Genomic DNA, 23,740 nt, shown 5'->3' on the forward strand with positions numbered 1-23,740 from the left:
TTATGAATTATGAATTTCAAATTACGAATTACGGGATTTGCAGGAGGAAGTGTTTATCTTCTACCTACAAATCCCGTAATTCGTAATTTGAAATTCTTATTTCATCAGGGCTTCTATTTCATCGGCCGTGATCGGAATATTCTTCATCAGGTCCACATTACCTTCCGCTGTAAGCCAGATATTGTTTTCGATGCGGATACCTAGTTTTTCTTCTTCAATATAAATACCGGGTTCAATGGTCATCACTGCTCCTTCCGGAATAGGCTGATGGAAAGAAGGTCCCAGATCATGTACATCAACCCCCAGGTGGTGAGAGATGCCATGGTACAGGTATTTGCGGTATGCCGGTGTTTCAGGATCCTGGTTTTTCACTTCTTCTTCTGTGAGTAAACCCAGCTTAATAAATTCTTTTGTTGCTTCCACACCTACCATTTCATTGTATTTAGCGATGGTAATACCCGGACGCAGGATAGATTTAGCATAGTTGTGCAGATGCAGACAGGCATCATATACCTGGCGCTGACGCGGCGAAAACTTGCCGTTTACTGGTATACTACGGGTAAGATCCGCATTGTAGCCACCGTATTCTGCGCCAAAGTCCATCAGGATGACTTCCCCATCTTTACATTCCTGGTTATTGGATACATAGTGCAGGGTACGGGCACGATCGCCGGAAGCGATGATAGAGCCATAAGCTTCTCCAGCAGAACGGTTGCGCAGGAATTCGTGCATAATTTCTGCATGAATTTCATGTTCCCATACACCTGGTTTGATGAACTTCAGTAAACGGCGGAAAGTCTTTTCAGTAATATCCATCGCTTCCTGCATCACCTTGATTTCTTCCGGTGTTTTTATGGCACGCAATTCTTTGAAGATAACAGCGGCACGCAGATAATTATGCAGCGGATAACGCTCCTTTGTTTCCTGTGCATAACGGTAATCTCTTACCGGTACCAGGTTTGACTTACGATTATTTTCGTTGGTGTTCAGGTAGATGTTGGCCGCATCGTTGATCCATTGCTGTAATAATGCATCCAGGCTATCCAGCCAAACTACGGTAGACATGCCGGATACGGCATATGCTTCATCTTTACGCAACCTGTGACCATCCCACTTTTCCTTTAACTCGTTAGGTCGCACCAGCACCAATACCTCGCGGTATTTAGGATCCGGATTATCGGGAAACAATACCACCATCGTATCCTCCTGATCAATACCTGTCAGCCAATACAGATCTGAATTCTGCTTGAACTTATACAAGGCGTCACCATTGGTGGGCAGTTCATCATTGGAGTTGATAATAGCGATAGACTGTGGCTTCATTTTAGCCACAAAACGCTGGCGGTTCTTTACAAACAGCTGCGGATCTAAGGGCAAATTCTTCATATCTCTTAATTTCAAATGAGGTTTCAAACCTAGGTAAAATTTCGGAGGTAGAAATATTGCCTGACACTGAATCATCAAATTGGTTAATATCTGCTGTATTAAATGACAAAATCGTACTAATATTTCCTTGCAAATAGGTAATACTATATTATCCGCTTTTTAGTTTGATAATCCTGCAATGAAATACCCGCATATTGAAGATATCGCAATAATCACCCCAAAAACGGTTACTAATTTCTAAATTTCAATGGTATAACACCGATAAAATTTGACAATATCAAAAAATCGCTAGTTTTGCTTTTACACCAAAACAATCTTGCTTTTATGCAAATGAGTAGCGTAAGGAATCCTATTGCTGACTTACGGGGACTTGGCATAGAGAACGTGGCTAACGTTTATTACCAACTTTCACCCGAAAAACTGGCGGAACAAACCATCGCCCGTAAACAAGGGGTATATGCTGACACTGGGGCCCTGGCTGTTAACACCGGTGAATATACCGGTCGCTCCCCGAAAGACAAATTCATTGTAAAAGACAACATCACAACGGACACCGTAAACTGGAACGATTTCAACCAACCTATCTCTGAAGAAAATTTCGATCGTTTATACAGTAAAATTACCCGTTACTTCACCGGTAAAGAAGTGTGGGTACGTGATTGTTATGCCTGCGCAGATGATGATTTCAGGGTCAACATTAAAGTCATCAGTGAACTGCCCTGGGCCAGTTTATTTGCCTACAACATGTTTCTCCGTCCTTCAGAAGAAGAACTGGATTACATGCATCCCGACTGGACGGTGATTCAGGCACCGGGCTGTTTAGCTGATCCTGCCACTGATGGCACGCGGCAGCGGAACTTCTCTGTAGTAAACTTCACCAAAAAAATAATCATCATTGGTGGCAGTGCCTACACAGGAGAAATCAAAAAAGGTATTTTCACCATTTTGAATTACGAATTACCTCATAACAAAAATGTGCTGAGCATGCATTGCTCTGCCAACATTGGCGAAAAAGGTGATACTGCTGTATTCTTTGGTTTGAGCGGCACCGGCAAAACTACCCTGAGCGCAGATCCTGCACGTAAGCTGATAGGAGATGATGAACATGGCTGGACGGACACCGGTGTGTTTAACTTTGAAGGCGGTTGTTATGCAAAATGTATTGATCTTTCTGAAGAAAAGGAACCACAGATATTTCATGCAGTGCGCGAAGGTGCCATGCTGGAGAATATCACCTTCTTCCCCGGCACCCGTACCGTGAATTATGCAGATAGTACCATTACGGAAAATACCCGTGTATCCTATCCGCTGCACTATATCGACAATGCCCAGGAACCTTCAGTAGGAGGCATTCCAAAGAATATTTTCTTCCTTACCTGCGATGCTTATGGCGTGTTGCCACCTATTTCCAGGCTGTCGCCCGGACAGGCGATGTACCAGTTTATTTCTGGTTATACCGCTAAGGTAGCAGGTACAGAAGCAGGTGTTACCGAGCCAAAATCCACTTTCAGCGCATGTTTTGGCGCACCTTTCCTGCCATTGCATCCGGCACAGTATGCACAGATGCTGGGGGAAAGAATGCGTAAACACAACGTAAATATCTGGCTGATCAATACCGGTTGGACAGGTGGCGCTTATGGTACCGGTAATCGTATTAAACTCAGTTATACCCGCGCCATGATCACGGCCGTATTAAACGGACAGCTTGATAAGGCGACCTTCCATGCACATCCTGTTTTCGGATTTCAGATTCCGGATAATTGCCCGGGTGTACCAGATAGTATCCTGGATCCGCGCAATACCTGGGAAAACAAAAGTGCTTACGATGCGCAGTTAACTGATCTTGCCGGACAATTCATCCGCAACTTTGAAAAATATGCCCCAGCAGCCGACAAAGAAATACTGGATGCTGCACCAAAAATTTAAGAATAAATACCTGTGATCTGGTCTTCTCTTGTATATATCAATAAGAAGATTTATATTTAAGTTTTGTCTTATAATTTCCACTAAACAATACGTAAGTTCCTGACAGGCGCAATGCCTGAGCAAAGCAAGTTCCTTTACCGGAGCTTGTTTTGCTGGACTTCGGCGGCTCCCAAACGCTCTTCTCCCCAAATCAGCACTATCAAATCACAGTTTTCCTTACCTTTGCACATGCAAATTTTAGACGGTAAACTAGTTTCTGAGGCTATCAAAGCCCAATTAGCCGCTCAGGTGGCTGAATTAAAGGCCGCTGGTAAAAAAGTCCCTCACCTGGCAGCCATATTGGTAGGTAATAATCCGGCAAGTGAAACCTACGTAGCATCCAAAGTAAAATCATGCGCTGAATGCGGGTATAATTCTACCCTCCTTCGGTTTGATGCACAAATTTCTGAAAAACATCTGCTGGACCAGATCATTCTGCTGAATGAAAATCCGGATGTAGATGGTATTCTCGTTCAATTACCTTTACCTAAACATATCAACGAAGAACTGGTAATCAACACCATTGATCCCAGCAAAGATGTAGATGGCTTCCATCCCATGAATGTTGGTAAAATGGTAAGTGGCTTACCTGCTTTTATTCCGGCTACACCATATGGTATTATGTTACTGCTGGAACATTATAATATTCCTACCAAAGGCAAGCATGCCGTGGTAATAGGCCGCAGCCATATTGTAGGTACACCAATGAGCATTTTGCTGAGTCGCAATACCAATCCAGGTAACTGTACGGTTACCCTCACGCATTCGCATACACATAATCTGGCCGACATCTGCCGGCAGGCAGATATCATTATTGCTGCCATCGGCAAACCGGATTTTGTGACCGCCGACATGGTAAAAGAAGGCGCTGTTATTGTGGATGTAGGTATTAATCGTGTGGAAGATGCCAGCAAAAAGAGCGGCTTCCGCCTGAAAGGAGACGTTAAATTTGATGAAGTGGCGCCTAAATGTAGCTACATCAGCCCCGTTCCCGGTGGCGTTGGACCTATGACAATAGCCGCTTTACTCAAGAATACCTATCACGCCACCATCGGCTTGAAAGGAAGTATGAATTGAGAAAGCTTTTAGCCATTAGCTTTTAGCTTTTAGTCCTTAGCGGTTATTGTGCTTTTTAGCTTTTATTAAATGTGTTACCGGTGGTAAAAAAACCGGAACTTTGTGAAGTAAGTCATGTCAGTAATAACTACAAATATTAAAACAAGTACCCTCCCGCTGATGGAGCGTTTTTACACCATCCAGGGGGAAGGCTACCACCAGGGCAGGGCAGCCTATTTTATCAGGCTGGGTGGCTGTGATGTTGGCTGCGTATGGTGCGATGTAAAAGATAGCTGGGATGCTGACAAGCATCCGCAAGTACCGGTAAATGATATCGTAACAGAAGCTGCCGCCTATCCGGGCCGCATAGCTGTGGTAACCGGTGGTGAACCACTCCTGCACAACCTGGACACCCTCACCAAATCCCTGCATAAACAGGGCTTTCAAACACATATAGAAACATCCGGCTCCTCGCCTCTCAGCGGAAGTTGGGACTGGATTACTTTATCTCCCAAAAAATTCAAAGCGCCTTTACCGGAAATCTGTAAAGTAGCCCATGAACTGAAAGTAGTCATCTTCAACAAAACAGATTTTGCCTGGGCAGAGAAATATGCTGCCCTCGCCGGCAAACACTGTAAACTATACCTGCAACCCGAATGGGAACGCAGCGCAGAAATGACACCACTTATTACGGAGTATATCAAAGATAACCCGCAGTGGACCATGTCCCTGCAGATCCATAAATATATTAATGTACCATAGAACAGCTTTTAGCCATTAGCTTTTAGCTTTTAGTAAAAATGCAGTGGAGATATTAGTACAGTGATTAACACATGCTCATATCTCCGCTGCATTTTTACTAAAAGCTAATGGCTAAAAGCTAACCACTAAATCGCTACACTATTTTTCGATAGAATTTCGTTAATTACATAGCGAATAGATTCTATGAAAAAAACCTTCCTGTTAATACTGGGTAGCCTGTTTGGCATAGGGATGCAAATGCAGGCCCAGACAGTTACTTATGAAACTGCTCCTAAAAAAGCAAAAGCCAGCTTCGACCGTGCAATAGACGCCGTAAGAATTTATCAGACACAAACAGCCATCACTTTGCTGCAGGAAGCCATCAAAGCTGCACCTAACTTTACAGATGCATATGGACAAATGGGATTGTGCTATGTAGAACTGAAAGATTATGCGGCCGCCGTCACTGCTTTTGAAAAATTAAAGCAACTGGACAGCAGCGGCCTGCGCCCGGTATCAGTAGCCTACTCCCGGGCAATGGCAGGTACCGGAAATTTCGTAGGGGCATTACAGTTAATCACACAATATCTTGCCAATATAAAATCTAAAAGTCCTAACGCAGAAAAGCTGAAAGCGAATTATGAATTTGCAGTAAATAACAGCCGTCAGACCGTTCCTTTTCATCCGGAAAATCTGGGTGATCCGGTGAATAGCAAAGATCCGGAATACTTTCCCTCCCTTACCATTGACAGTAAAACATTGATCTTCACCAGGCGCGTAAATGGCCGTAATGAAGATTTTTATATTACGTACCGGGACAACGATAAATGGTCAACGGCACAAAACATGGGTGAACCTGTAAACTCCTCTTTCAATGAAGGCGCACAAAACATTTCACAAGATGGTACCATGCTGGTATTCACAGGCTGCGAATTTCCAGAAGGCAAAGGCAGCTGCGATCTGTATTACTCGGAAAAAACGGCTCAGGGATGGACTGCCCCAAAGAATTTTGGATCGCCCATCAACACACGTGACTGGGAATCACAACCCAGTCTCAGCACCGACAAACAAACACTTTATTTTGCACGTGAAACATCAGATAATGGTGCAGATATATTTGTAACCAACCGGCAGCCAAACGGACAATGGAGCATTCCTCAACGTTTGGGACCTAATATCAACACTGCCGGCAGGGAAACTACTCCCTTTATTCACGCGGACGGACAAACGCTTTACTTTGCCTCCAATGGTCATCCTGGCTATGGCGGACTCGACATTTTCTATTCCCGGCGGCAACCGGACGGCAGCTGGGGACCAGCTACCAACCTCGGTTACCCGATCAATACCATCGATGAAGATGCATCACTGGTAGTAGAAGCCGATGGTAAAACCGCCTATTTCGCATCCGATCGTTCCGATACCCGTGGCGCCCTGGATATCTACCGGTTTGAACTATATCCGGAAGCCCGACCACTCCAAACGTTATATGTAAAAGGCTACGTGTATGATACCCTCACACATGCCCGTTTAGCTACCAGCATTGATATAATAGACCTGCAGGGCGGTTATAGCATTGCTACCGTAAAAACCAACGACAACGGTGACTACCTGGCGCCGTTGCCGGTAGGAAAAGATTACGCCATGCACGTGAACAGAAAAGGCTATCTCTTTTACTCCGATAATTTTTCACTGAAAGATCATAATCCCGGTGTGCCGTTCGAAAAAAATATTCCACTGCAACCGCTGGCCGCCAATGCCAGTATTGTACTACACAATATTTTCTTCGACAGCAAACAATACACACTGAAACCTGCATCTGTTACAGAGCTGAATAAACTGGTCAATTTACTTCAGGATAATCCAACCATTAAAATTGAAATTGACGGCTATACCGACAACGTAGGCACAGATAAAGACAACCAGGTGCTGTCTGAAAACCGCGCCAAATCAGTCGTTAAATACTTAACCGAAAAAGGTATTGCTGCTGCACGTCTTGCTGCAAAGGGCTATGGCGAAAGTGATCCGATTGCCACAAATGATACGGAAGAGGGAAGAGCAGAGAACAGACGTACGGTATTCAGGATCATCAGCTTGTAATCACTCAAATCATCATCCGTTATGAATGCATCAGAATTCTTAACCGCCGCCTCACTTGACAACTATCTATCACGGCTACACGAAACTACGGTACCTGAATGGGGAAAAATGAATGCGGTGCAAATGCTCGAACACCTGGGTCTGGCTATGGCATTTTCCTGCAACAAGCATGAGAAGTTAGCTATTTTAACACCACCTGAAAAAATAGAACGATACAAACAATTTCTGTATAGTGAAATGGAAATGCAGCACAGTCTGCCTTCTCCCTTACAGGGCGATGTACCGCCTCCTCCTCATTCAGACAATCTGATGATAGCCAGGCAATACCTCCTCGATGAAATCAGTGATTTTGATGCATATTTCCAACAGCATCCAACGGAGAAAACGGTACATCATGTATTTGGTATGCTGGATTATGAAGAATGGAAAGCATTTCACAGAAAACATTTTCTGCATCATTTCAAACAGTTCGGGATGTTATAGTACCCAGGCTATCGCCACAAATATAAAGGCCGCAAAGCAGCATTTACCTGCTCTTTGCGGCCTTCAACATTTCCATTATTACTTAGTAGTTTCTCAACCTGCTTTTCATGATGGAATCCTTCTGTTGGGTAGTAAGTTTATATTGAAAATTATACAACGCTCCTTCCCAATCGCCATACATGGGATTGGGTAACACAATGAAGCGGCTACCAAAGCTGGCAGCAGATTGTAGCGCTGCACTATTTCTTTCATCTACCGGTTTTTTATCGAAGATCGCAGCAAAATCACCGAGGTTATCACCAAACAACATCACGATCTCATATTGCTGTAACACCTGTTGTCTGCGGGGTTCTTTACCAGAGGTGGTTGTTTTCAGCAGCAGGTGCTGGTCATCTGCATCCGGAAACTGGTAGCGCTGCAGGTTTTGGAGGGTAACGGCTCTCTCACTTTCTGCGCGGTTGGTGATGTAAAATACTTTTACACCTTTGGATGCAGCATATTTAAAAAATGCCGGAGCGCCGGGAACCGTGTCGGCAGCAACTTTCGCGGTCCATTCCATCCAGCTTTTATCATCGTATACTTTACCGGCCAATGCCTGATGTACAGAGTAAGGGCTGTTATCCAGCACCGTTTCATCTATATCTGTTACTACTGCCAGCGGTTTGCTGCCTTTAGTGGAGAGGTATTGATCCAGTCTTAATGCTGCCAGCTGGTACGCCTGCAGGCACAGGGCTTTGTATTCACCGGATTGTTGCTGCCACAAAGCAGCCCATGCCGGACCGCCCGGTATCAGTGTAGTAGCGGTACTTTTTTCTGTTACCGGTTGAGTGGTTTTACAGGCAAACAACCCGATCATCAGTACTCCTGTCAATAGCCATTTCATCTTCATAAAAATTATCCGTTAGTGGCTGCAAAAATAAATCATGTGGCCCACAAAAAGTGCCATGAGAAAATTGTAAATTATGCGGAAATATTGTTTGTTATGCCCCAGGAATTAATGTATCAGATCGCATTAACCCGGATTCCTCTGATCGGTGATGTGATCATCAAAAAGCTGCTGGAACATTTTGGCAGCGCCGGCAACATATTCAAAGCTAAAAAATATGAACTGGAGAAAATTGAAACGGTGGGAAGCATCCGGGCGGCGGCACTTTGCAATTTTCGTGACTTCGCGCCCATAGCTGCCGAAATTGATTTCATAGAGAAATACAGGATACAACCGCTGTTTTGTACAGATCCTGGTTATCCACAACGGTTGCTTCATTGCTACGACAATCCTGCTATGCTGTATTATAAGGGCAGTGCCACCTTAAATCCGCCCCGGATTGTTAATGTGGTTGGTACCAGGCACCCTACTTCTTACGGGCGTGCGATATGCGAAACACTGGTAAAGGAGCTCGCTGCTGCCGGTATCACCATTGTAAGTGGCCTCGCCTACGGAATAGACATGATCGCCCATAAAACGGCCTTAAAAGAGCAAACGCCTACTATAGGCGTGCTGGCACATGGACTGGACCGGATATATCCTCTTGCGCACAAGCAAATGGCCGTAGAAATGCTGGAGCAAGGCGGTTTGCTGACCGACTTTATGAGCCAGACCCTGCCGGATAAGCAAAATTTCCCTAAGCGCAACCGGATTGTCGCTGGCATCAGTGATGCCACTATTGTGATAGAAAGCGGGGTGAGGGGCGGTTCACTCATCACGGCCGATCTGGCCAATGGCTATAACCGGGATGTGATGTGTATTCCGGGCAGGTTGAATGATCCGCAGTCCGCGGGCTGTAACTACCTGATCAAACATAATAAAGCCGCACTGCTCACGGGAGCTGCCGATGTACTGGAGCTGATGGGCTGGCAGGAAAACGCGCGTCCATCTGTTTCCGGCATAGTGCAACCCGGGCTGTTTCCGGAGTTAACAGCCGATGAGCAGCTGATTATGTCGCTTTTCCGGGAAAAGTCGCGGCGACACCTGGAAGAATTGTACCTGCAAACCCGTTTATCAGGCAGCCAGGTAGCTACCGCTGTGTTCAACCTGGAAATGCAAAGTGTACTCCGCAGCCTCCCAGGCCAGCTCTACGAGCTGATTTAGCAGTTGGTTGTTAGCTGGCATTCAGTTGGCAGGCGGAGAAAGACCCGGTTATATTGTTAATATTATATTAACAAAAAACATTAAAAGCTAAAGGCTAAAAGCTAATATTTTTTCTATTAGCTAAAAAGGTGTACATTTGCGTGCAATTATTTTTTAACTGATTAATAGTTGCATCATGCCTGCGGGAAAATCTAAACCCAAATTTGTAGCTGACGGACTTACATTCGATGATGTGCTCCTGGTACCGGCCTACTCTGAAGTTCTGCCTAAAGAAGTAAATCTCTCTACGCAATTAACAAAAAACATACGTCTGAATATACCAATGGTATCTGCAGCGATGGATACTGTTACTGAAGCCACGCTGGCTATTGCATTGGCGAGAGAAGGTGGAATAGGTATTCTCCACAAGAACATGAGCATCGAACGACAAGCCGAAATGGTGAGACGCGTTAAGCGTAGCGAAAGCGGTATGATCATAGATCCCGTTACCCTGAAAGTTGACGCCACTATCGGTGAAGCGTTAAGACTGATGAAGGAAAACGGTATTGGTGGTATTCCCATTATCGATGATAACAACAAGCTGGTAGGTATCCTCACCAACAGGGACTTACGGTTTGAAAAGAATAAAAAACGCCTTGTAAAAGAGGTAATGACCAGTGAAAACCTGATCACTGCACCAGAAGGCACTGACCTGAAAAAGGCAGAAAAAATTCTCCAGCATTATAAAATCGAAAAATTACCGGTAGTTAACAAACAGGGTAAACTGGCAGGGCTGATCACTTACCGTGATATTCTGCAGTTAACCAGCTATCCTAACGCTGTAAAGGACGAATTCGGCCGTTTACTCGTAGGTGCTGCACTCGGTATCACCGCAGATCTGCTGGATCGCACACAGGCACTCGTGAATGTAGGTGTGGATGTAGTTTGCCTGGATAGCTCCCATGGTCATTCTATTGCGGTACTAAACAACCTCAAAAAATTAAAGAAAGCTTTCCCTAAACTGCAGGTGATTGCTGGTAACGTAGCTACTGCAGAAGGTGCACTGGCATTGGCACAGGCAGGTGCAGATGCGGTGAAAGTAGGGGTAGGACCAGGTTCTATCTGTACCACCCGTATTGTAACAGGCGCTGGTTTCCCACAGCTGTCTGCTGTAATGGAAGCTGCTGATGCACTGAAAAAACTGGGTATCCCGGTAATTGCAGATGGTGGTATCCGTTACACCGGTGATATGGTAAAAGCCCTCGCAGCAGGTGCATCTACCATCATGGCAGGATCTATCTTTGCAGGTGTGGAAGAAAGCCCCGGAGAAACTATTATTTACGAAGGACGTAAATTTAAATCCTATCGTGGTATGGGTTCTATTGAAGCCATGCAGGAAGGTAGTAAAGACCGTTACTTCCAGGATGAAGATGATATTAAGAAACTGGTACCGGAAGGTATTGTGGGCCGCGTTCCATACAAAGGCATGCTCTCTGAAATAGTACAGCAATTTGTAGGTGGCTTACGGGCTGGTATGGGTCTTACCGGTTCTAAAGATATCAAAGCATTACAGGGTGCACAGTTTGTAAAAATTACAGCTGCTACTGTAAAAGAAAACCACCCGCATGATGTGGTAATCACCAAGGAAGCACCTAACTATAGCAGATAATCACAAAAAGATAACAGAACGCCTGGCCTGAAAGTGCCGGGCGTTTTTGTTTTCAGTAATTCCGCACTTATCTTCGTTCCTATCCGTAATTAGAAATTCATCATTATAAAATGAAGAAGCCTTACCTGCTGTTAAGCATTCTGAGTGGTTTAATATTCTGGCTTGCCTGGCCTACTATGCCACTTACGCCGCTTATTTTCATTGCATTTACCCCATTGTTGTATATCAGCGAAAAAGTGCAGCATCGCTGGAAATATTTCGGTCTTGTGTTCAGCACCTTCCTGGTATGGAACGTTGCTTCTACCTGGTGGGTAGGCAATACTACCCTGCCCATGAGTGGCGTATTCGCCAATTGCTTCAATGCATTACTCATGAGCATTCCCTGGCTGGGCTTTAAAAATACCCGTAGAAAATTACCTGAGCCCGTAGCCTACTTTGCCTTAATCGTATATTGGTTAACGTTTGAATATATTCATCAGACCTGGGAATTCAGCTGGCCCTGGCTGGTATTGGGTCATGCATTTGCATTGCGTCCGGGATGGATACAATGGTACGAATATACCGGTACCAGCGGCGGCACCTTCTGGATACTCTGTGCCAATATTCTTATCTATAATGTATGGAAACGTGCCCGCCTATACGATTTTTCGTGGAAGCAGGTATTACGTGAAATCTGGAAGCCGGCAGTGGTGATTGGTTTGCCATTGATTATTTCTGCTTTTATTACGCCCCCTCCCGATGATCCGGCGCGGAAAACAGCGGTAGTGATTGTACAACCCAACATAGATCCCTATGATGAAAAATTCAGTGCAGGATCTGCCATGGATCAACTGGGGAAATTTTTGCKGCTCACGGAACAAAAAGCGGATAGCAATACCCGTTATATTATCTGGCCGGAAACTGCATTGTTTCCGCAGGGCGCCTGGGAAAGTGAACTGAACTATCAACCGGAAATAATGGCCATCCGGGAAATGCTGCGCAAATACCCTAAAGCAAAACTGATCAGCGGCGCCGCTACACTAAAGCATTACAGCAGTACAGAGGAAATCCCTGTTACCGCCAGAACACTGAATGACGGTACCCGCTGGGATGCGTATAACAGTGCCATACAGATAGATACTTCCAAAAGTATACAGGTATACCATAAATATGAACTGGTGCCCGGAGCCGAACTGGTGCCATATGTACGTTACTTATCGTTCATGCAAAGCGTAGCGTTGGATTTTGGTGGTATTTCCGGCAGCTACGGCCGTATGCCCGGCGTGGAAATGTTTACCAATCCTGCAGACAGCATCAACGTTTTCCCGGTAATCTGTTATGAATCAGTATTTAGTAATTATATGGCCACGCATATTAAACCCGGGGCCAATTTATTAGTCATTATCACCAACGACGGATGGTGGGGCAATACAGAAGGTCACCGTCAGCATTTACAATATGCCCGGATTCGTGCCATTGAAACCCGTCGTTGGATAGCACGCTGCGCAAATACCGGTATATCAGCAGTTATTGATCCGGCAGGTAATATTCATCAACCACAACCCTACTGGCAGCAAGCTGTTTTTAAAGCAACTGTAACACCAGGGACGGGTATTACGTTCTATGTAAAAAATGGCGATCTGGTGTCGAAAGCGGCATTAATATTTTGTATCTTGTTCCTGTTACATGCTTTTATTTCACGATTTATTCCCGGTTTAAAACATGCGGAAATCAATCAATAACGGAAACATCACCTGGTTGGATGAGGGCCAGGGCGCAACGGTAGTGCTTATACATGGTTTTGCAGAGAACTCAGGACTTTGGAACATACAAACTACGCAGCTTAAAACCCAGTATCGCGTCATTATTCCGGATTTACCTGGAACGGCAGTATCGCCGCTGTCTTCGCCACTGACTATTGAATCCATGGCGGAGTACGTATATGCGATCCTGTTAGCAGAAGATATCAGTGATGCAGTTGTTATCGGCCACTCTATGGGTGGCTATATTGCACTGGCATTAGCAGAAAAATATCCCTCCGTTGTAAAAGGATTGGGACTTTTTCATTCTACTGCCAAAGCTGATAGTGAAGAGAAAAAAGAAGGCAGACGAAAGTCTGTTAAGCTGATGGAACAATATGGAGCAGAAACATTTTTACGGCAAACATTGCCCAATATGTTTAGCCCCGCTACCAAAAACACCCTGCCATCTGAGGTAGACGCCTATGTGAAAATGGGTATGGAATGCCAGCTCCCGGCGCTGGTAGCTTATTACGAGGCAATGGCCGCCCGTCCGGACAGAACAGGGGTATTGAAAGGGCTTCGGGTACCGGTATTATTTATGATCGGGAAAGATGATAATGCAGTGCCGCTGGATAACGTGTTACCGCAAATAACTTTACCGCGGATCAGCAGCATTCATATTTTTGAAAATGTGGGCCACATGGGTATGTGGGAAATAGCAACAGAGAGTAATGTGATATTGGAGCAGTTTATAGCGTTTTGTCAACTATAATCATAAAAATCGCATGTTTTGAAAAAACTACTTGCCATCCTGCTATGCATGGTGTGCGCCCTGGTGGCGCAGGCCAGTCATATTATAGGCGGACAGGTATACTATAAGTTTGTAAGCAGGAATGGTAACATGATTACCTATACGATCACCCTGAAATTATATCGTATCTGCGGTAATGGCCCCCGGATAGCCAAAATGCCCGATGCTGTTTACCTCTCTGCCTTCGACAAAAAAAATTATAGTAAGCTCGCGGATTATCAAATCACCCGCTCAGGTTTTGAGGAGAAAAACCTGGGGCAGGTAGACCCCTGTATTGTGAATCCTCCGGTGATCTGTTACCAGATAGGAACGTTTACAACCAACATTACGATACCTGCTAACGACAATGGTTACACCATTGCTTTTTCAAGTTGCTGCCGCGATCCGTTCATGCTCAATATAATAGCAGAGCCTATCCCCAACAGCCCCGATGTGGGCACCGGTGCAACTTATTATATTGACATCCCGGGTAAAATCGACAACGTACAAATAATAAACTCCAGTCCAACATTCAATAAGGAAGAAGCCACTCTGGTATGTGCCAGTAAAAAATTCACCTACGACTTCTCTGCATCAGATCAGGATCACGATTCCCTCGCCTATGAATTCTGTGATGCCTTCAAAGGCGGAGCACTCACGGGGGATAACAACATACCTCCTCCTGCGGAAAATCCACCTTATGAGGAAGTTTCCTACATATCGCCGTTCAGCGGTGGTAGTCCACTTGGATCAACTGTTACCATAGATCCCAAAACCGGGATCATATCGGGTATTGCCCCCACAGCGGGTAAATATGTGGTGACTGTATGTGTAAAAGAATTTCGTAATGGTAAACAGATAGGCACCCTGCGCAAAGATTTTCATATTAACGTGACTACCTGTGTGAAACAGGTGACCGCTTCCATGCCTGATAAATACAACGACTGCACCAGTTTAACCGTCACTTTCACCAATAACAGTACACTTGGAAAACCTTACTTCTGGGACTTTGGAGATGGCACCACCCTGTCTACCAACAGTACTGCTGCATTCACGCATACTTACGCCAAAGAAGGTTTATATACAGTGAAGATGTGGGTAGATAAAAACAGTAACTGTGGTGACAGTGCTATCGCGCTCGTGTATGCATATCCGGTATTGAAAGCGGCATTTACGGCTGCTGGTTTTTGTTCGAATAAGGAGACAAAATTTAATTCTTCCCCTACCCGCTCTGATGCCGGAGGTATTGCTTATTATAAGTGGGATTTCGGCAACGGGGACACCACCAATGTAGCAAACCCCAACTACCTGTATAAAACACCCGGGAAATATGATGTAAAGCTTTATGTACGCAATGATAAAGGATGCGAACAAACCATTACCAATCCGATTACTATTTACGATAAGCCTCCATTTAATGCCACTTCAGATACATTGCTATGTGCCAAAGACAGTTTGCATATGTGGGCCAACAGCACGTTACCAGGCACGTTTAACTGGACACCGGACAACTACTTTATACTAAATCCCAACACACCTGATCCTATCGTATTTCCTCCACGTACATCCACCTATAAAGTAACTTTTGTGGATAGCCAGGGATGTGTGAACGATAAAGATATATTGGTAGATGTAAGAACTTCCATACATGTAAAAACTATTGCTGACAGCACGGTATGTACAAATGATGAGATTCATCTGGAAACTACCGCCGATGGTTTGTATACCTACCGTTGGACAGACCTCACCAGGAATAACGTTATATCGTTTAATCCTGACATATACGTGATACCAGCTCCTCCTAAACAAACTTACGAAGTGCAGGTGGCGCTTGGTACATGCCGTGGGGCCGATACCGTTAGTCTTAAAGTGGTAGATCCTCCTAAAGCTACCGCCGCTCCTGATACCACTGTTTGTTTTGGTGTACCCTTAACGTTGCGTGCTACCGGTGGCGCCTATTACCGCTGGTCGCCAGCCTTTTATGTGGATAACGCTTCTTCACCAGTAACCATAGCACACCCCGCAGACACCACCTTATTTACAGTAACTGTAACGGATACACTCGGATGTCCCAAGCCGGTTACCGCCAGTACGTTGGTAAGGGTAGTGCCTAAAGTGTATGCCTTTGCCGGCAACGATACCATTATTATGCTGAACACTCCATTTCAGCTAAATGCCACCGGGGGCGTACGCTATACCTGGATGCCACCAGACGGATTAAACAACCGTAGTATTTATAATCCGGTTACTACGTATAACCACGACATTACATATACCGTTACCGCCTATACGCAGGAAGGTTGTTCCGGTACCGACAATATTTTCGTCCGTTTTATTAAAGGGCCGGATATTTATATACCTAATGCATTCTCTCCCAACGGAGACGGATTAAATGATATTTTCCGCCCACTGCCCGTAGGTATTGTAACCATGGAATTTTTCCGCGTGTTTGATCGCTGGGGCAAGCTGGTATACTCCACCACGGCTTATCTTCAGGGATGGGATGGAACAGTGAATGGTCAGACTGCCGGCATTGGCACCTATGTTTGGGTAGTACAAGGAAAGGATATCAACAATAATACTGTTCAACGTAAAGGTACCGTCACACTCGTAAGATAAAGTTGTCCGAAATGAACCGGATCTGCTCTTTTTTTGTTAAATTCAGAGAGCAGTATCCCCAATCATGAAGAGAGCAGTATTACTGGTATTGAGCTGCTTTTTGTTCCCTATTTTCGCAGCTGGATATCATATTATTGGTGGCGAAATTTTTTATAAAACATTAGGAATGAGCGGAGATAATACACGCTACCGTTATCTCATCACTCTCAAATTGTACCGCGACGCAGATTTTACCTGTGGCGAGCGTCAAGGTTGTATCGACAGATTCGAGAACCCTGTAACAGCTAACGTATTTACTTCCAATGGTTCCAAAGTTTTATCTTCTGTATATCTCTACATTTCTGAAACACGTCCACTCATTGATACGCTGAAAAATCCTTGCCTGGCACCGCAGGCACAACACCTGGAAGTAGCCTTCTATACCGCAGTAATAGAACTGGCGCCCATTCCCGGCGGCTATTACGTGGCGTCACAGCGGTGCTGCCGCGGTGAAAACCTGAACAACATCTATGATTCAGAACATGAAGGTTCTACTTATTATACTACTATTCCCGGTACAGAATCAAGACCGAATAATAACAGCGCTTATTTCAATAAGGATACATCTATTATTATTTGCAGTGCGATGCCTTTTACACTGGATTATGCTGCGTATGATGAAGATGGTGATAGTTTGACCTATAATCTTTGCAGTGCATTAACAGACGGTTCCAGTACCAATGAAAACACGTCTACCACACCACCGCCCTATAATTCCACTGTACGGTATATACCACCTTATTCGGGCAGCAACCCAATGGGTGGCAGCCCGGGCATATCCATTTCTGCTCAGGGCCTGATTACCTGCACACCCAATAAACCGGGAAAGTATGTAATAACAGTGTGCGTGAATGAATACGATCCGTTTACAAAAAAATTCCTGGGCACACATAGCAAAGACATATTGCTGACGGTATTTAACTGCCAGACCAGGATCACTGCCACTTTTCCATCAGTACTGAATAACTGTACAGATGATCCTGCATTACATGTCCCTATCAGCAATTCCAGCGTAGCAGGTTATTCATCTACCTACTACTGGACATTTGGTGATGGCACCGATACCCTTACCGATAATAAAACGATGTTCTATCACCAGTATCCTGATACCGGTGTGTACAAAGTAAAAATGGTGGTGAACCCAGGGCTCTCCTGCACAGATAGCGCAGTGGGTACCATCAACAACTACCCGGGACTGAAAGCCGGATTTACCTCCACAGGAATCTGCAAAGGTGATCTTATTMAGTTTAATGATACGTCCTCTTACCAGTACGGAAATATTACTTCCCATGTATGGGATTTCGGTACTTCAGATAGTGTTGTTACGCCCGGCATACAACGATCGCTCCAACATACCTTTACTAAAGGTGACGTATATACGATTTCACTGACCCTGCTGACCGATAAACAGTGCGAAAAAACCGTCACAAAAAACATACGGATATACGAAGTCAATCCATTTGCAGGACACGATACCATACTGGCCAGGGGACAGCCGATGGTAATGCAGGGCAGCGGTGGTGACTTTTATTCGTGGACACCTTCAGACGGGTTGACCAATCCTGACATCGCGAATCCGGTACTCAACTATAACCGCGACATTGCTTTTAAACTCCGTGTATCCAATCAGCAGGGATGTTTTGGGTATGCAACAGTGAGCGTAAAATATTATACAGGACCGGAAATGTATGTGCCAAACGCATTTACTCCTAATGGTGATGGACAAAATGATCATTTCCGGTTTATCCCCGTAGGTATCACCGCCTACAAATTCTTCCGCATATATAACCGGTGGGGAGTGGAAATTTATGCATCCACAGATTTCCGTACCGGATGGGATGGTACTTTCAGGGGCGCTCCGGCCCCGGTGGATACGTATATCTGGATACTACAGGGAACAGATTTTACTGGTAAAGAAATCATGAGAAAAGGAACAGTAACGTTGATCCGCTGATCCTTTGTAAATTGCATAAAAAATTACATCTCATGGGAATTGTTCTTATCACCGGAGCGACTGCCGGTTTTGGCCAGGCATGTGCAACTACGTATGCCGGTAAAGGTTATGATGTGATTATAACCGGACGGCGAAAAGAAAGACTGGATGCATTTCAAACACAACTCACACAGGAATTTGGTGTAAATGTTCTGGCATTAAATTTTGATGTAAGAAATGAAGCGGAAGTAAAAGCCGTTTTAGGCAATATTCCGGAAGAATGGAGGAAAATTGATATCCTCATAAATAATGCGGGGCTGGCAGCCGGATTAAGCACCATTGACGAAGGAAGTACCGATGACTGGGATGCCATGATAGATACGAACGTTAAAGGGCTCTTGTACGTGTCCCGTACCGTTATTCCGTGGATGCGTTCCCGTACTACCGGCCATATCATCAATATTGGCTCTACTGCCGCCAAACTGGTATATGCCAAAGGCAATGTTTACTGTGCCACCAAAGCCGCTGTAGACGCTATTTCCCAGGGTATGCGGATTGATTTACTCCCTTATCGTATAAAAGTAACTGCCGTTCACCCCGGTGCTGCAGAAACAGAATTTTCACTGGTAAGGTTTAAAGGGGATGAAGAAAAGGCGAAAGAGGTGTATAAAGGCTTTATTCCATTAACACCACAGGATGTAGCAGACGTGGTATACTATTGTACCTCACTGCCACCGCACGTTTGTATTAATGATCTGGTAATGACACCTTTGCAACAAGCCAATGCTTATTACATAGATAAAAAATAACACATAGATGTGATTTGATCTTGTGAAGGGAGTTATTATATTTGGAAACATTTATATATTTTTTGCACACATATAGCTATAGCAGCAAAAAATTTATGCCAATGCGACTAAACTAACTGACTATCCTAAACATTGAAACCATATCCCTATGCTTACATTTATCACTATGTACTTGTTACGTCTGTACTATCCCACGTGGAAAGAAGGATGGCGCCTTTACTTTGGCAGCTCCCGTAAAGGTAACTACGGTCGTTGGGCATCGCGTAAAGATTGGGCCGGACAAAAAGGCTTTTCTTTGGGTTACAGCTGAGAATTTTTTAGAATTTGGGATGTAGGTATTTTTCAATGAACCACGGTTGCTGAAAATCATCTACATCCCAATTTATTTTTAGTCAGGATACCCGCTAATAAAGCCTACTGAACATCTAACCTGGTTACCACCACTTCACTCCTGTTTCCACTACGTTTTTTATAAGCCAGCAGTGCTTTATCCTTCCCCACCGCACTGATCACCGGAAAATTTACATAACTGCTATCCGCCGTAAGGAGACCTGCCATTATCGTTTTTCCATCGGCCGATTTGTATTGAAAGCCCACCCTGCTGTTAAAATCATTTTTCCATTTTACAGGTTCATCCCATACTACCAGTATCTGATCATTTACGGTCGTCATCTGCGGATGTTTTGCCATCGGCGCTTTACTGAGGGGCTCCTTTTGCGTATAGGTTTGACCGTTATCTGCAGAGAGGCAATAAAATGCCCCCTGTCCCCCGCCCATGGTGAACCAGGCGAAATGCAACCCGGTGCTATTGGCGGTCAGCGTTGGCCCCGTATGCGGGCAACCATTCACTACCCAGTTATCTGCACTGATGCGCACCGGCATGGAAAACGATTTGCCTCCATCAGTAGATACCTGGTGTACCATATCACGAATAGAATCGTTGATGATATCCCGGTAGGCAAGATGAATATTGCCATTATCAGCTACATACATTTTAGTACGACAACATTGGCAAATGGTAGTTGCTACCGGCATCGCAGATTGAAAGCCACTTTGTCCGCTTGTCACCGCAAAATAAAGCGTTGATCCTTCCGCGTTAGTTTGCTTCCGGTTATCCAGCCAGATAGCTGCTGCCTCTCCTGCCGGCAATAAAGCCATATCAAAATAACGCTGATCATACCCCGCAGTATCTGTTACCAACGGCACTGCTGCCTGCCAGGTTTTGCCATGATCAAACGACTGTGTATACATAACTTTACCTGCATACTTGTTACGCGGATCATTCGCCTCTACCCCAAACAGCGCAATGACAGTGCCGCCCGGCTTAAACAACAACTTCGGAAGATTTTCATCATGCGGAAAAACACCCGTGGTAGCCGGAATAACAACCGGTTCAGAAAACGTATGCCCGTTATCATTAGATACCGCATAGTACATCAGTCCCTTGTCTGCACTACTATCTTTCTCCACCCAGCTAATCACCGGGTGGCCATCTGTATCTTTCGTTATAAAAGGACAGGAAGCATCCTTTCCTGCATGTGATACAACTACCGGCCCCTCCGGCTGTATCCCGCTGCGATGGCAGGACAACATCAACAACAACAATATCGCGGCTGCAATTGGTTTCATCTCTTTAATTTTTCCCGGTGAATGTATAAGCAACGCCAAAGTTGAACGTCTGCCGTGGGCCCACCCTGTATGTTTTTCCATATGCAGATTTCTCTGCGGTGGTGGCATACAGCTGATCTCCAATGTTCATGCAGTTGAGCCAGCATTCAAATCCTTTAAATGCATATCCTGCCCTCGCATTAAATAAATCATACCCATTGTACACCGAGGTATTAGCCGCATCCATAAAGTACTTACCTATGTGCTGCCATTCTGCGCCGATCCTGAAACCCTTCAATACAGCAGGCTTCCAGGTAACTTCTATATTGGTTATCCATTTAGGTGCACCATTCATCTGGTTATCACTATATACTTTATTACCATCTGCATAAGCTTTAAAAAGATGTTCCGCATATGTACCACTGCTGCGTATCAGCAGACTATTAACAGGCGCATATTTTACATTCCACTCTATCCCACTATGCGTAGTAGCACCGGTATTCCTGTTTTCATAAACGCCATCAGCATTTCTCACACTTATAATTTCATTACTACCATTCATACGATAAATACTCAGATCGGCATATCCTTTATGATTTGCAAACCCAAACCAGCCACCTGCTTCATAATTCTGATAAGTAGCGGATTTCAATACGGGGACTTTAACACCGGTATATAATTCCGAGATATTAGGAGGAGCAAAACCCACACTGTAATTGGCATACAAACCCCTGTTACTGCCGAGGTTATAAGTAAGCCCCAGCTTAGGCGTGAGCGCATTAAAATTATTACGCTCGCTGGGCGCGCCTGTATATGCAGATGGTGTTAAATGATTTTCAAAATTGTAATCCATCCGGTCGTAGCGCAACGCAGCCACCACCCTCATTTGTTGTATCGGTGAAAATTCAAATTGCGTATATACGGCACTGTTAAGCAATCCTACCCGGTAATCAGTTAGTAAGGAATCTGTTTGCCGGTAACTGGCATAATAACCTGCTGCATCTTTTGTGATTGCAATATAGTCCGCTACATAAGTAGCAGGGCTGTAGTCCGCACTCACACCCGCTATCAATGCGGCATCTTTCCAGTGAAATTGTTTCTTATGCTGTACAATAATGCCATAACTGTTAAATCCATCCTTATTGATCTGCCCATTCGCTTTTTGTGTACCTCTCACATCCTGTATCGCATAAAAAGGATTTTGCCCGATAGTATTATTGCGAAAGAAGCCCGTAAAAGTAGTATGGTTGCTGCTGTTCCATTCATGATCCAGAGTACTGCGTATACGTAATGCTTTCACTTCGCGGTAGGTGAACGTCTGGAAATTGCGGTAATTTTTTTCAAAGAAACGGGTACTATCAAGACCACCTGTCTGATCCGTTTTATAATTGATCAGGGTGGCGGCATTGGTCCACTTCGTTTTTTCATTGATCTGGTAGTCTACTTTCGCCGTTAATGCCAGCTTATGAAAGTCGCTATGATCCATGTAGCCATTGTTTTGATTGGCATAATAGCCACTGACTGCAAAACCCACTTTTTTAACGGTATTGGATACACTGAAATCCGCTCTTCTGTATCCCCAGTTACTACCTTCCAGTTGCACTTTGGCGGTAGGTACCAGCGTAGGCGAGGCGGTAATGAAATTCACAGCGCCACCAACTGCTTCGCTGCCATATAAAGAAGAGGCGGGCCCACGAATAACTTCAATGTTCCTCAATGCAGCCATATTAATTTCTATCAGTGCATTATGATTGAAGTCTCCTATTGTTCTGATAGGTATACCATCTTCCAGATACAAAAACAGGCTTTTATAGCCAATAGGCTGACGAATAGCCATGGTATGCTGCTCGTTACCCAGATCCACCATATAAACTCCGCTTACCTTATTTAATACCTGGTCCAGGGTAGTGGCTTTGGTGTCATTCAATGTTTGGGCCGAGATGGTACTGATGGCCACCGGAACAGTTGTCCGTTCCTGCTTATCCCGGGAAGAGGAAACGATGATCTCATTCAGATTGGTAGTTCTTTGCTGGAGATAGATTACCGGCATATGCGCGGCAGCATCAACGGCTATCTGCCGGGTGATGTAGCCGATATAAGATATTTCAATAGAGTCCGTAGCAGGCGCGGATATTTCATATTTGCCCTGTGCATTGGTATTGCATCCTGCTGCGGCATGCAACAGTCTTACATTCACACCAGGTAAAGCTTCTTTGGTTTGCACATCAGCCACACGCCCATATAATTGCTGTGCATTACTGCTAAACGCAGCGATACACGCAATGATGAGTAAACAACATTGTTTCATGTAAATAAAATAGTTTACTGTTCGCCGTAGCAAACAGAGTTAGTCAGGTAGTATAAAGGAATGTCAGGAAACTACTGACTGGGGCGGGTGGAAAACAGATGATACAAGTGTATCCTGGTGAGGGGCCTTATAAAAAGAAATAAATGTAATCTGGTCAGGTAGTGGTGCTGCATCAAACGATTGGATCGCTTCTACAAACATCACTTCATATTTTTCTTTATTGTTATTATTATTCTGGTCCTGTTGTGCATCCCTATCCAGCTCTTTCTTAAGATGACAGCGGCCATTACAGTGCATCTGGGGCTTGTCTCTGTTTTCACAAAGCGCACTGGCGATATAAGACTGGTTCACCTTAAACTGCATCACAATAAGGCTTCTGCTGAAATTCTGCAGCAACAACCCCATAAAAATGCATATAATAGCGAACCCTTTCACGCCGCAAACCTAG

18 protein-coding genes are annotated in these 23,740 nt (G+C 44.7%); 13 read left to right on the forward strand and 5 right to left on the reverse strand.

Going from position 1 to position 23,740, the window contains the following annotated elements; genetic code table 11:
• Positions 1-96: 96 nt before the first annotated feature.
• A complete protein-coding gene (locus tag AC1DCV_RS09690) occupies positions 97-1,386 on the reverse strand; it encodes an aminopeptidase P N-terminal domain-containing protein (RefSeq protein WP_477023016.1) in 1,290 nt (429 codons plus the stop codon).
• A gap of 324 nt (positions 1,387-1,710) precedes the next feature.
• Between AC1DCV_RS09690 and pckA the strand changes: the two genes are divergently transcribed.
• The 5 genes from pckA to AC1DCV_RS09715 all read left to right on the forward strand — a co-directional run bounded on the left by pckA (position 1,711) and on the right by AC1DCV_RS09715 (position 7,728).
• A complete protein-coding gene (gene pckA, locus AC1DCV_RS09695; RefSeq protein WP_477023017.1) occupies positions 1,711-3,312 on the forward strand; it encodes a phosphoenolpyruvate carboxykinase (ATP) in 1,602 nt (533 codons plus the stop codon).
• A gap of 228 nt (positions 3,313-3,540) precedes the next feature.
• On the forward strand, positions 3,541-4,428 hold the full coding sequence (gene folD, locus AC1DCV_RS09700; RefSeq protein ID WP_441573669.1) for a bifunctional methylenetetrahydrofolate dehydrogenase/methenyltetrahydrofolate cyclohydrolase FolD: 888 nt from the start codon (positions 3,541-3,543) through the stop codon (positions 4,426-4,428).
• A 114-nt stretch (positions 4,429-4,542) separates the two neighbouring features.
• Positions 4,543-5,169: a 7-carboxy-7-deazaguanine synthase QueE gene (locus AC1DCV_RS09705; RefSeq protein WP_477023018.1), complete on the forward strand. Its 627-nt coding sequence runs from the start codon at positions 4,543-4,545 to the stop codon at positions 5,167-5,169.
• Between the two features lie 183 nt (positions 5,170-5,352).
• A complete protein-coding gene (locus tag AC1DCV_RS09710; RefSeq protein WP_477023019.1) occupies positions 5,353-7,245 on the forward strand; it encodes an OmpA family protein in 1,893 nt (630 codons plus the stop codon).
• Between the two features lie 21 nt (positions 7,246-7,266).
• Positions 7,267-7,728, forward strand: coding sequence for a DUF1569 domain-containing protein (locus AC1DCV_RS09715; RefSeq protein WP_477023020.1), 462 nt, complete (start codon positions 7,267-7,269; stop codon positions 7,726-7,728).
• A gap of 82 nt (positions 7,729-7,810) precedes the next feature.
• Here AC1DCV_RS09715 and AC1DCV_RS09720 read toward each other — a convergent pair whose 3' ends face one another.
• Entirely contained in the window at positions 7,811-8,611 is an 801-nt protein-coding gene (locus tag AC1DCV_RS09720; protein WP_477023021.1) for a 5'-nucleotidase, lipoprotein e(P4) family, read from the reverse strand.
• 99 nt (positions 8,612-8,710) lie between these two features.
• Here AC1DCV_RS09720 and dprA point away from each other — a divergent pair, with 99 nt between their 5' ends.
• The 8 genes from dprA (at position 8,711) to AC1DCV_RS09760 (ending at position 19,686) form a co-directional block, all read left to right on the forward strand.
• Entirely contained in the window at positions 8,711-9,817 is a 1,107-nt protein-coding gene (dprA, locus tag AC1DCV_RS09725; RefSeq protein ID WP_477023022.1) for a DNA-processing protein DprA, read from the forward strand.
• A gap of 175 nt (positions 9,818-9,992) precedes the next feature.
• Positions 9,993-11,465: an IMP dehydrogenase gene (gene guaB / locus AC1DCV_RS09730; protein WP_477023023.1), complete on the forward strand. Its 1,473-nt coding sequence runs from the start codon at positions 9,993-9,995 to the stop codon at positions 11,463-11,465.
• Between the two features lie 110 nt (positions 11,466-11,575).
• On the forward strand, positions 11,576-13,186 hold the full coding sequence (gene lnt / locus AC1DCV_RS09735; protein WP_477023024.1) for an apolipoprotein N-acyltransferase: 1,611 nt from the start codon (positions 11,576-11,578) through the stop codon (positions 13,184-13,186).
• Complete coding sequence (locus AC1DCV_RS09740) at positions 13,167-13,958, forward strand: alpha/beta fold hydrolase (RefSeq protein ID WP_477023025.1); 792 nt, start codon at positions 13,167-13,169, stop codon at positions 13,956-13,958. The genes lnt and AC1DCV_RS09740 overlap by 20 nt, the downstream gene beginning before the upstream one ends.
• Before the next feature lie 18 nt (positions 13,959-13,976).
• A complete protein-coding gene (locus AC1DCV_RS09745; protein ID WP_477023026.1) occupies positions 13,977-16,595 on the forward strand; it encodes a PKD domain-containing protein in 2,619 nt (872 codons plus the stop codon).
• Between the two features lie 166 nt (positions 16,596-16,761).
• On the forward strand, positions 16,762-18,588 hold the full coding sequence (locus AC1DCV_RS09750) for a gliding motility-associated C-terminal domain-containing protein (RefSeq protein ID WP_477023027.1): 1,827 nt from the start codon (positions 16,762-16,764) through the stop codon (positions 18,586-18,588).
• A gap of 32 nt (positions 18,589-18,620) precedes the next feature.
• Complete coding sequence (locus AC1DCV_RS09755; protein ID WP_477023028.1) at positions 18,621-19,376, forward strand: SDR family NAD(P)-dependent oxidoreductase; 756 nt, start codon at positions 18,621-18,623, stop codon at positions 19,374-19,376.
• 148 nt (positions 19,377-19,524) lie between these two features.
• Positions 19,525-19,686, forward strand: coding sequence for a hypothetical protein (locus tag AC1DCV_RS09760; protein ID WP_441573657.1), 162 nt, complete (start codon positions 19,525-19,527; stop codon positions 19,684-19,686).
• Between the two features lie 104 nt (positions 19,687-19,790).
• Here AC1DCV_RS09760 and AC1DCV_RS09765 read toward each other — a convergent pair whose 3' ends face one another.
• The 3 genes from AC1DCV_RS09765 to AC1DCV_RS09775 all read right to left on the reverse strand — a co-directional run bounded on the left by AC1DCV_RS09765 (position 19,791) and on the right by AC1DCV_RS09775 (position 23,697).
• A complete protein-coding gene (locus AC1DCV_RS09765) occupies positions 19,791-21,005 on the reverse strand; it encodes a sialidase family protein (protein WP_477023029.1) in 1,215 nt (404 codons plus the stop codon).
• Between the two features lie 4 nt (positions 21,006-21,009).
• On the reverse strand, positions 21,010-23,292 hold the full coding sequence (locus AC1DCV_RS09770) for a TonB-dependent receptor domain-containing protein (protein WP_477023030.1): 2,283 nt from the start codon (positions 23,290-23,292) through the stop codon (positions 21,010-21,012).
• Between the two features lie 63 nt (positions 23,293-23,355).
• Positions 23,356-23,697 carry a hypothetical protein gene (locus tag AC1DCV_RS09775; RefSeq protein ID WP_477023031.1) on the reverse strand — a complete coding sequence of 114 codons (342 nt, stop codon included), beginning with the start codon at positions 23,695-23,697 and terminating at the stop codon, positions 23,356-23,358.
• Positions 23,698-23,740 lie beyond the last annotated feature (43 nt).

It is taken from the genome of Chitinophaga sp. 10T418, assembly GCF_056394125.1.

Excerpts from the sequence above, each read along its gene's own strand:
- AC1DCV_RS09690 (WP_477023016.1), bottom strand. The coding sequence starts at position 1,386 with ATGAAGAATTTGCCCTTAGATCCGCAGCTGTTTGTAAAGAACCGCCAG.
- pckA (WP_477023017.1), top strand. The coding sequence starts at position 1,711 with ATGCAAATGAGTAGCGTAAGGAATCCTATTGCTGACTTACGGGGACTT.
- folD (WP_441573669.1), top strand. The coding sequence starts at position 3,541 with ATGCAAATTTTAGACGGTAAACTAGTTTCTGAGGCTATCAAAGCCCAA.
- AC1DCV_RS09705 (WP_477023018.1), top strand. The coding sequence starts at position 4,543 with ATGTCAGTAATAACTACAAATATTAAAACAAGTACCCTCCCGCTGATG.
- AC1DCV_RS09710 (WP_477023019.1), top strand. The coding sequence starts at position 5,353 with ATGAAAAAAACCTTCCTGTTAATACTGGGTAGCCTGTTTGGCATAGGG.
- AC1DCV_RS09715 (WP_477023020.1), top strand. The coding sequence starts at position 7,267 with ATGAATGCATCAGAATTCTTAACCGCCGCCTCACTTGACAACTATCTA.
- AC1DCV_RS09720 (WP_477023021.1), bottom strand. The coding sequence starts at position 8,611 with ATGAAATGGCTATTGACAGGAGTACTGATGATCGGGTTGTTTGCCTGT.
- dprA (WP_477023022.1), top strand. The coding sequence starts at position 8,711 with ATGCCCCAGGAATTAATGTATCAGATCGCATTAACCCGGATTCCTCTG.
- guaB (WP_477023023.1), top strand. The coding sequence starts at position 9,993 with ATGCCTGCGGGAAAATCTAAACCCAAATTTGTAGCTGACGGACTTACA.
- AC1DCV_RS09740 (WP_477023025.1), top strand. The coding sequence starts at position 13,167 with ATGCGGAAATCAATCAATAACGGAAACATCACCTGGTTGGATGAGGGC.
- AC1DCV_RS09755 (WP_477023028.1), top strand. The coding sequence starts at position 18,621 with ATGGGAATTGTTCTTATCACCGGAGCGACTGCCGGTTTTGGCCAGGCA.
- AC1DCV_RS09760 (WP_441573657.1), top strand. The coding sequence starts at position 19,525 with ATGCTTACATTTATCACTATGTACTTGTTACGTCTGTACTATCCCACG.
- AC1DCV_RS09765 (WP_477023029.1), bottom strand. The coding sequence starts at position 21,005 with ATGAAACCAATTGCAGCCGCGATATTGTTGTTGTTGATGTTGTCCTGC.
- AC1DCV_RS09770 (WP_477023030.1), bottom strand. The coding sequence starts at position 23,292 with ATGAAACAATGTTGTTTACTCATCATTGCGTGTATCGCTGCGTTTAGC.
- AC1DCV_RS09775 (WP_477023031.1), bottom strand. The coding sequence starts at position 23,697 with ATGGGGTTGTTGCTGCAGAATTTCAGCAGAAGCCTTATTGTGATGCAG.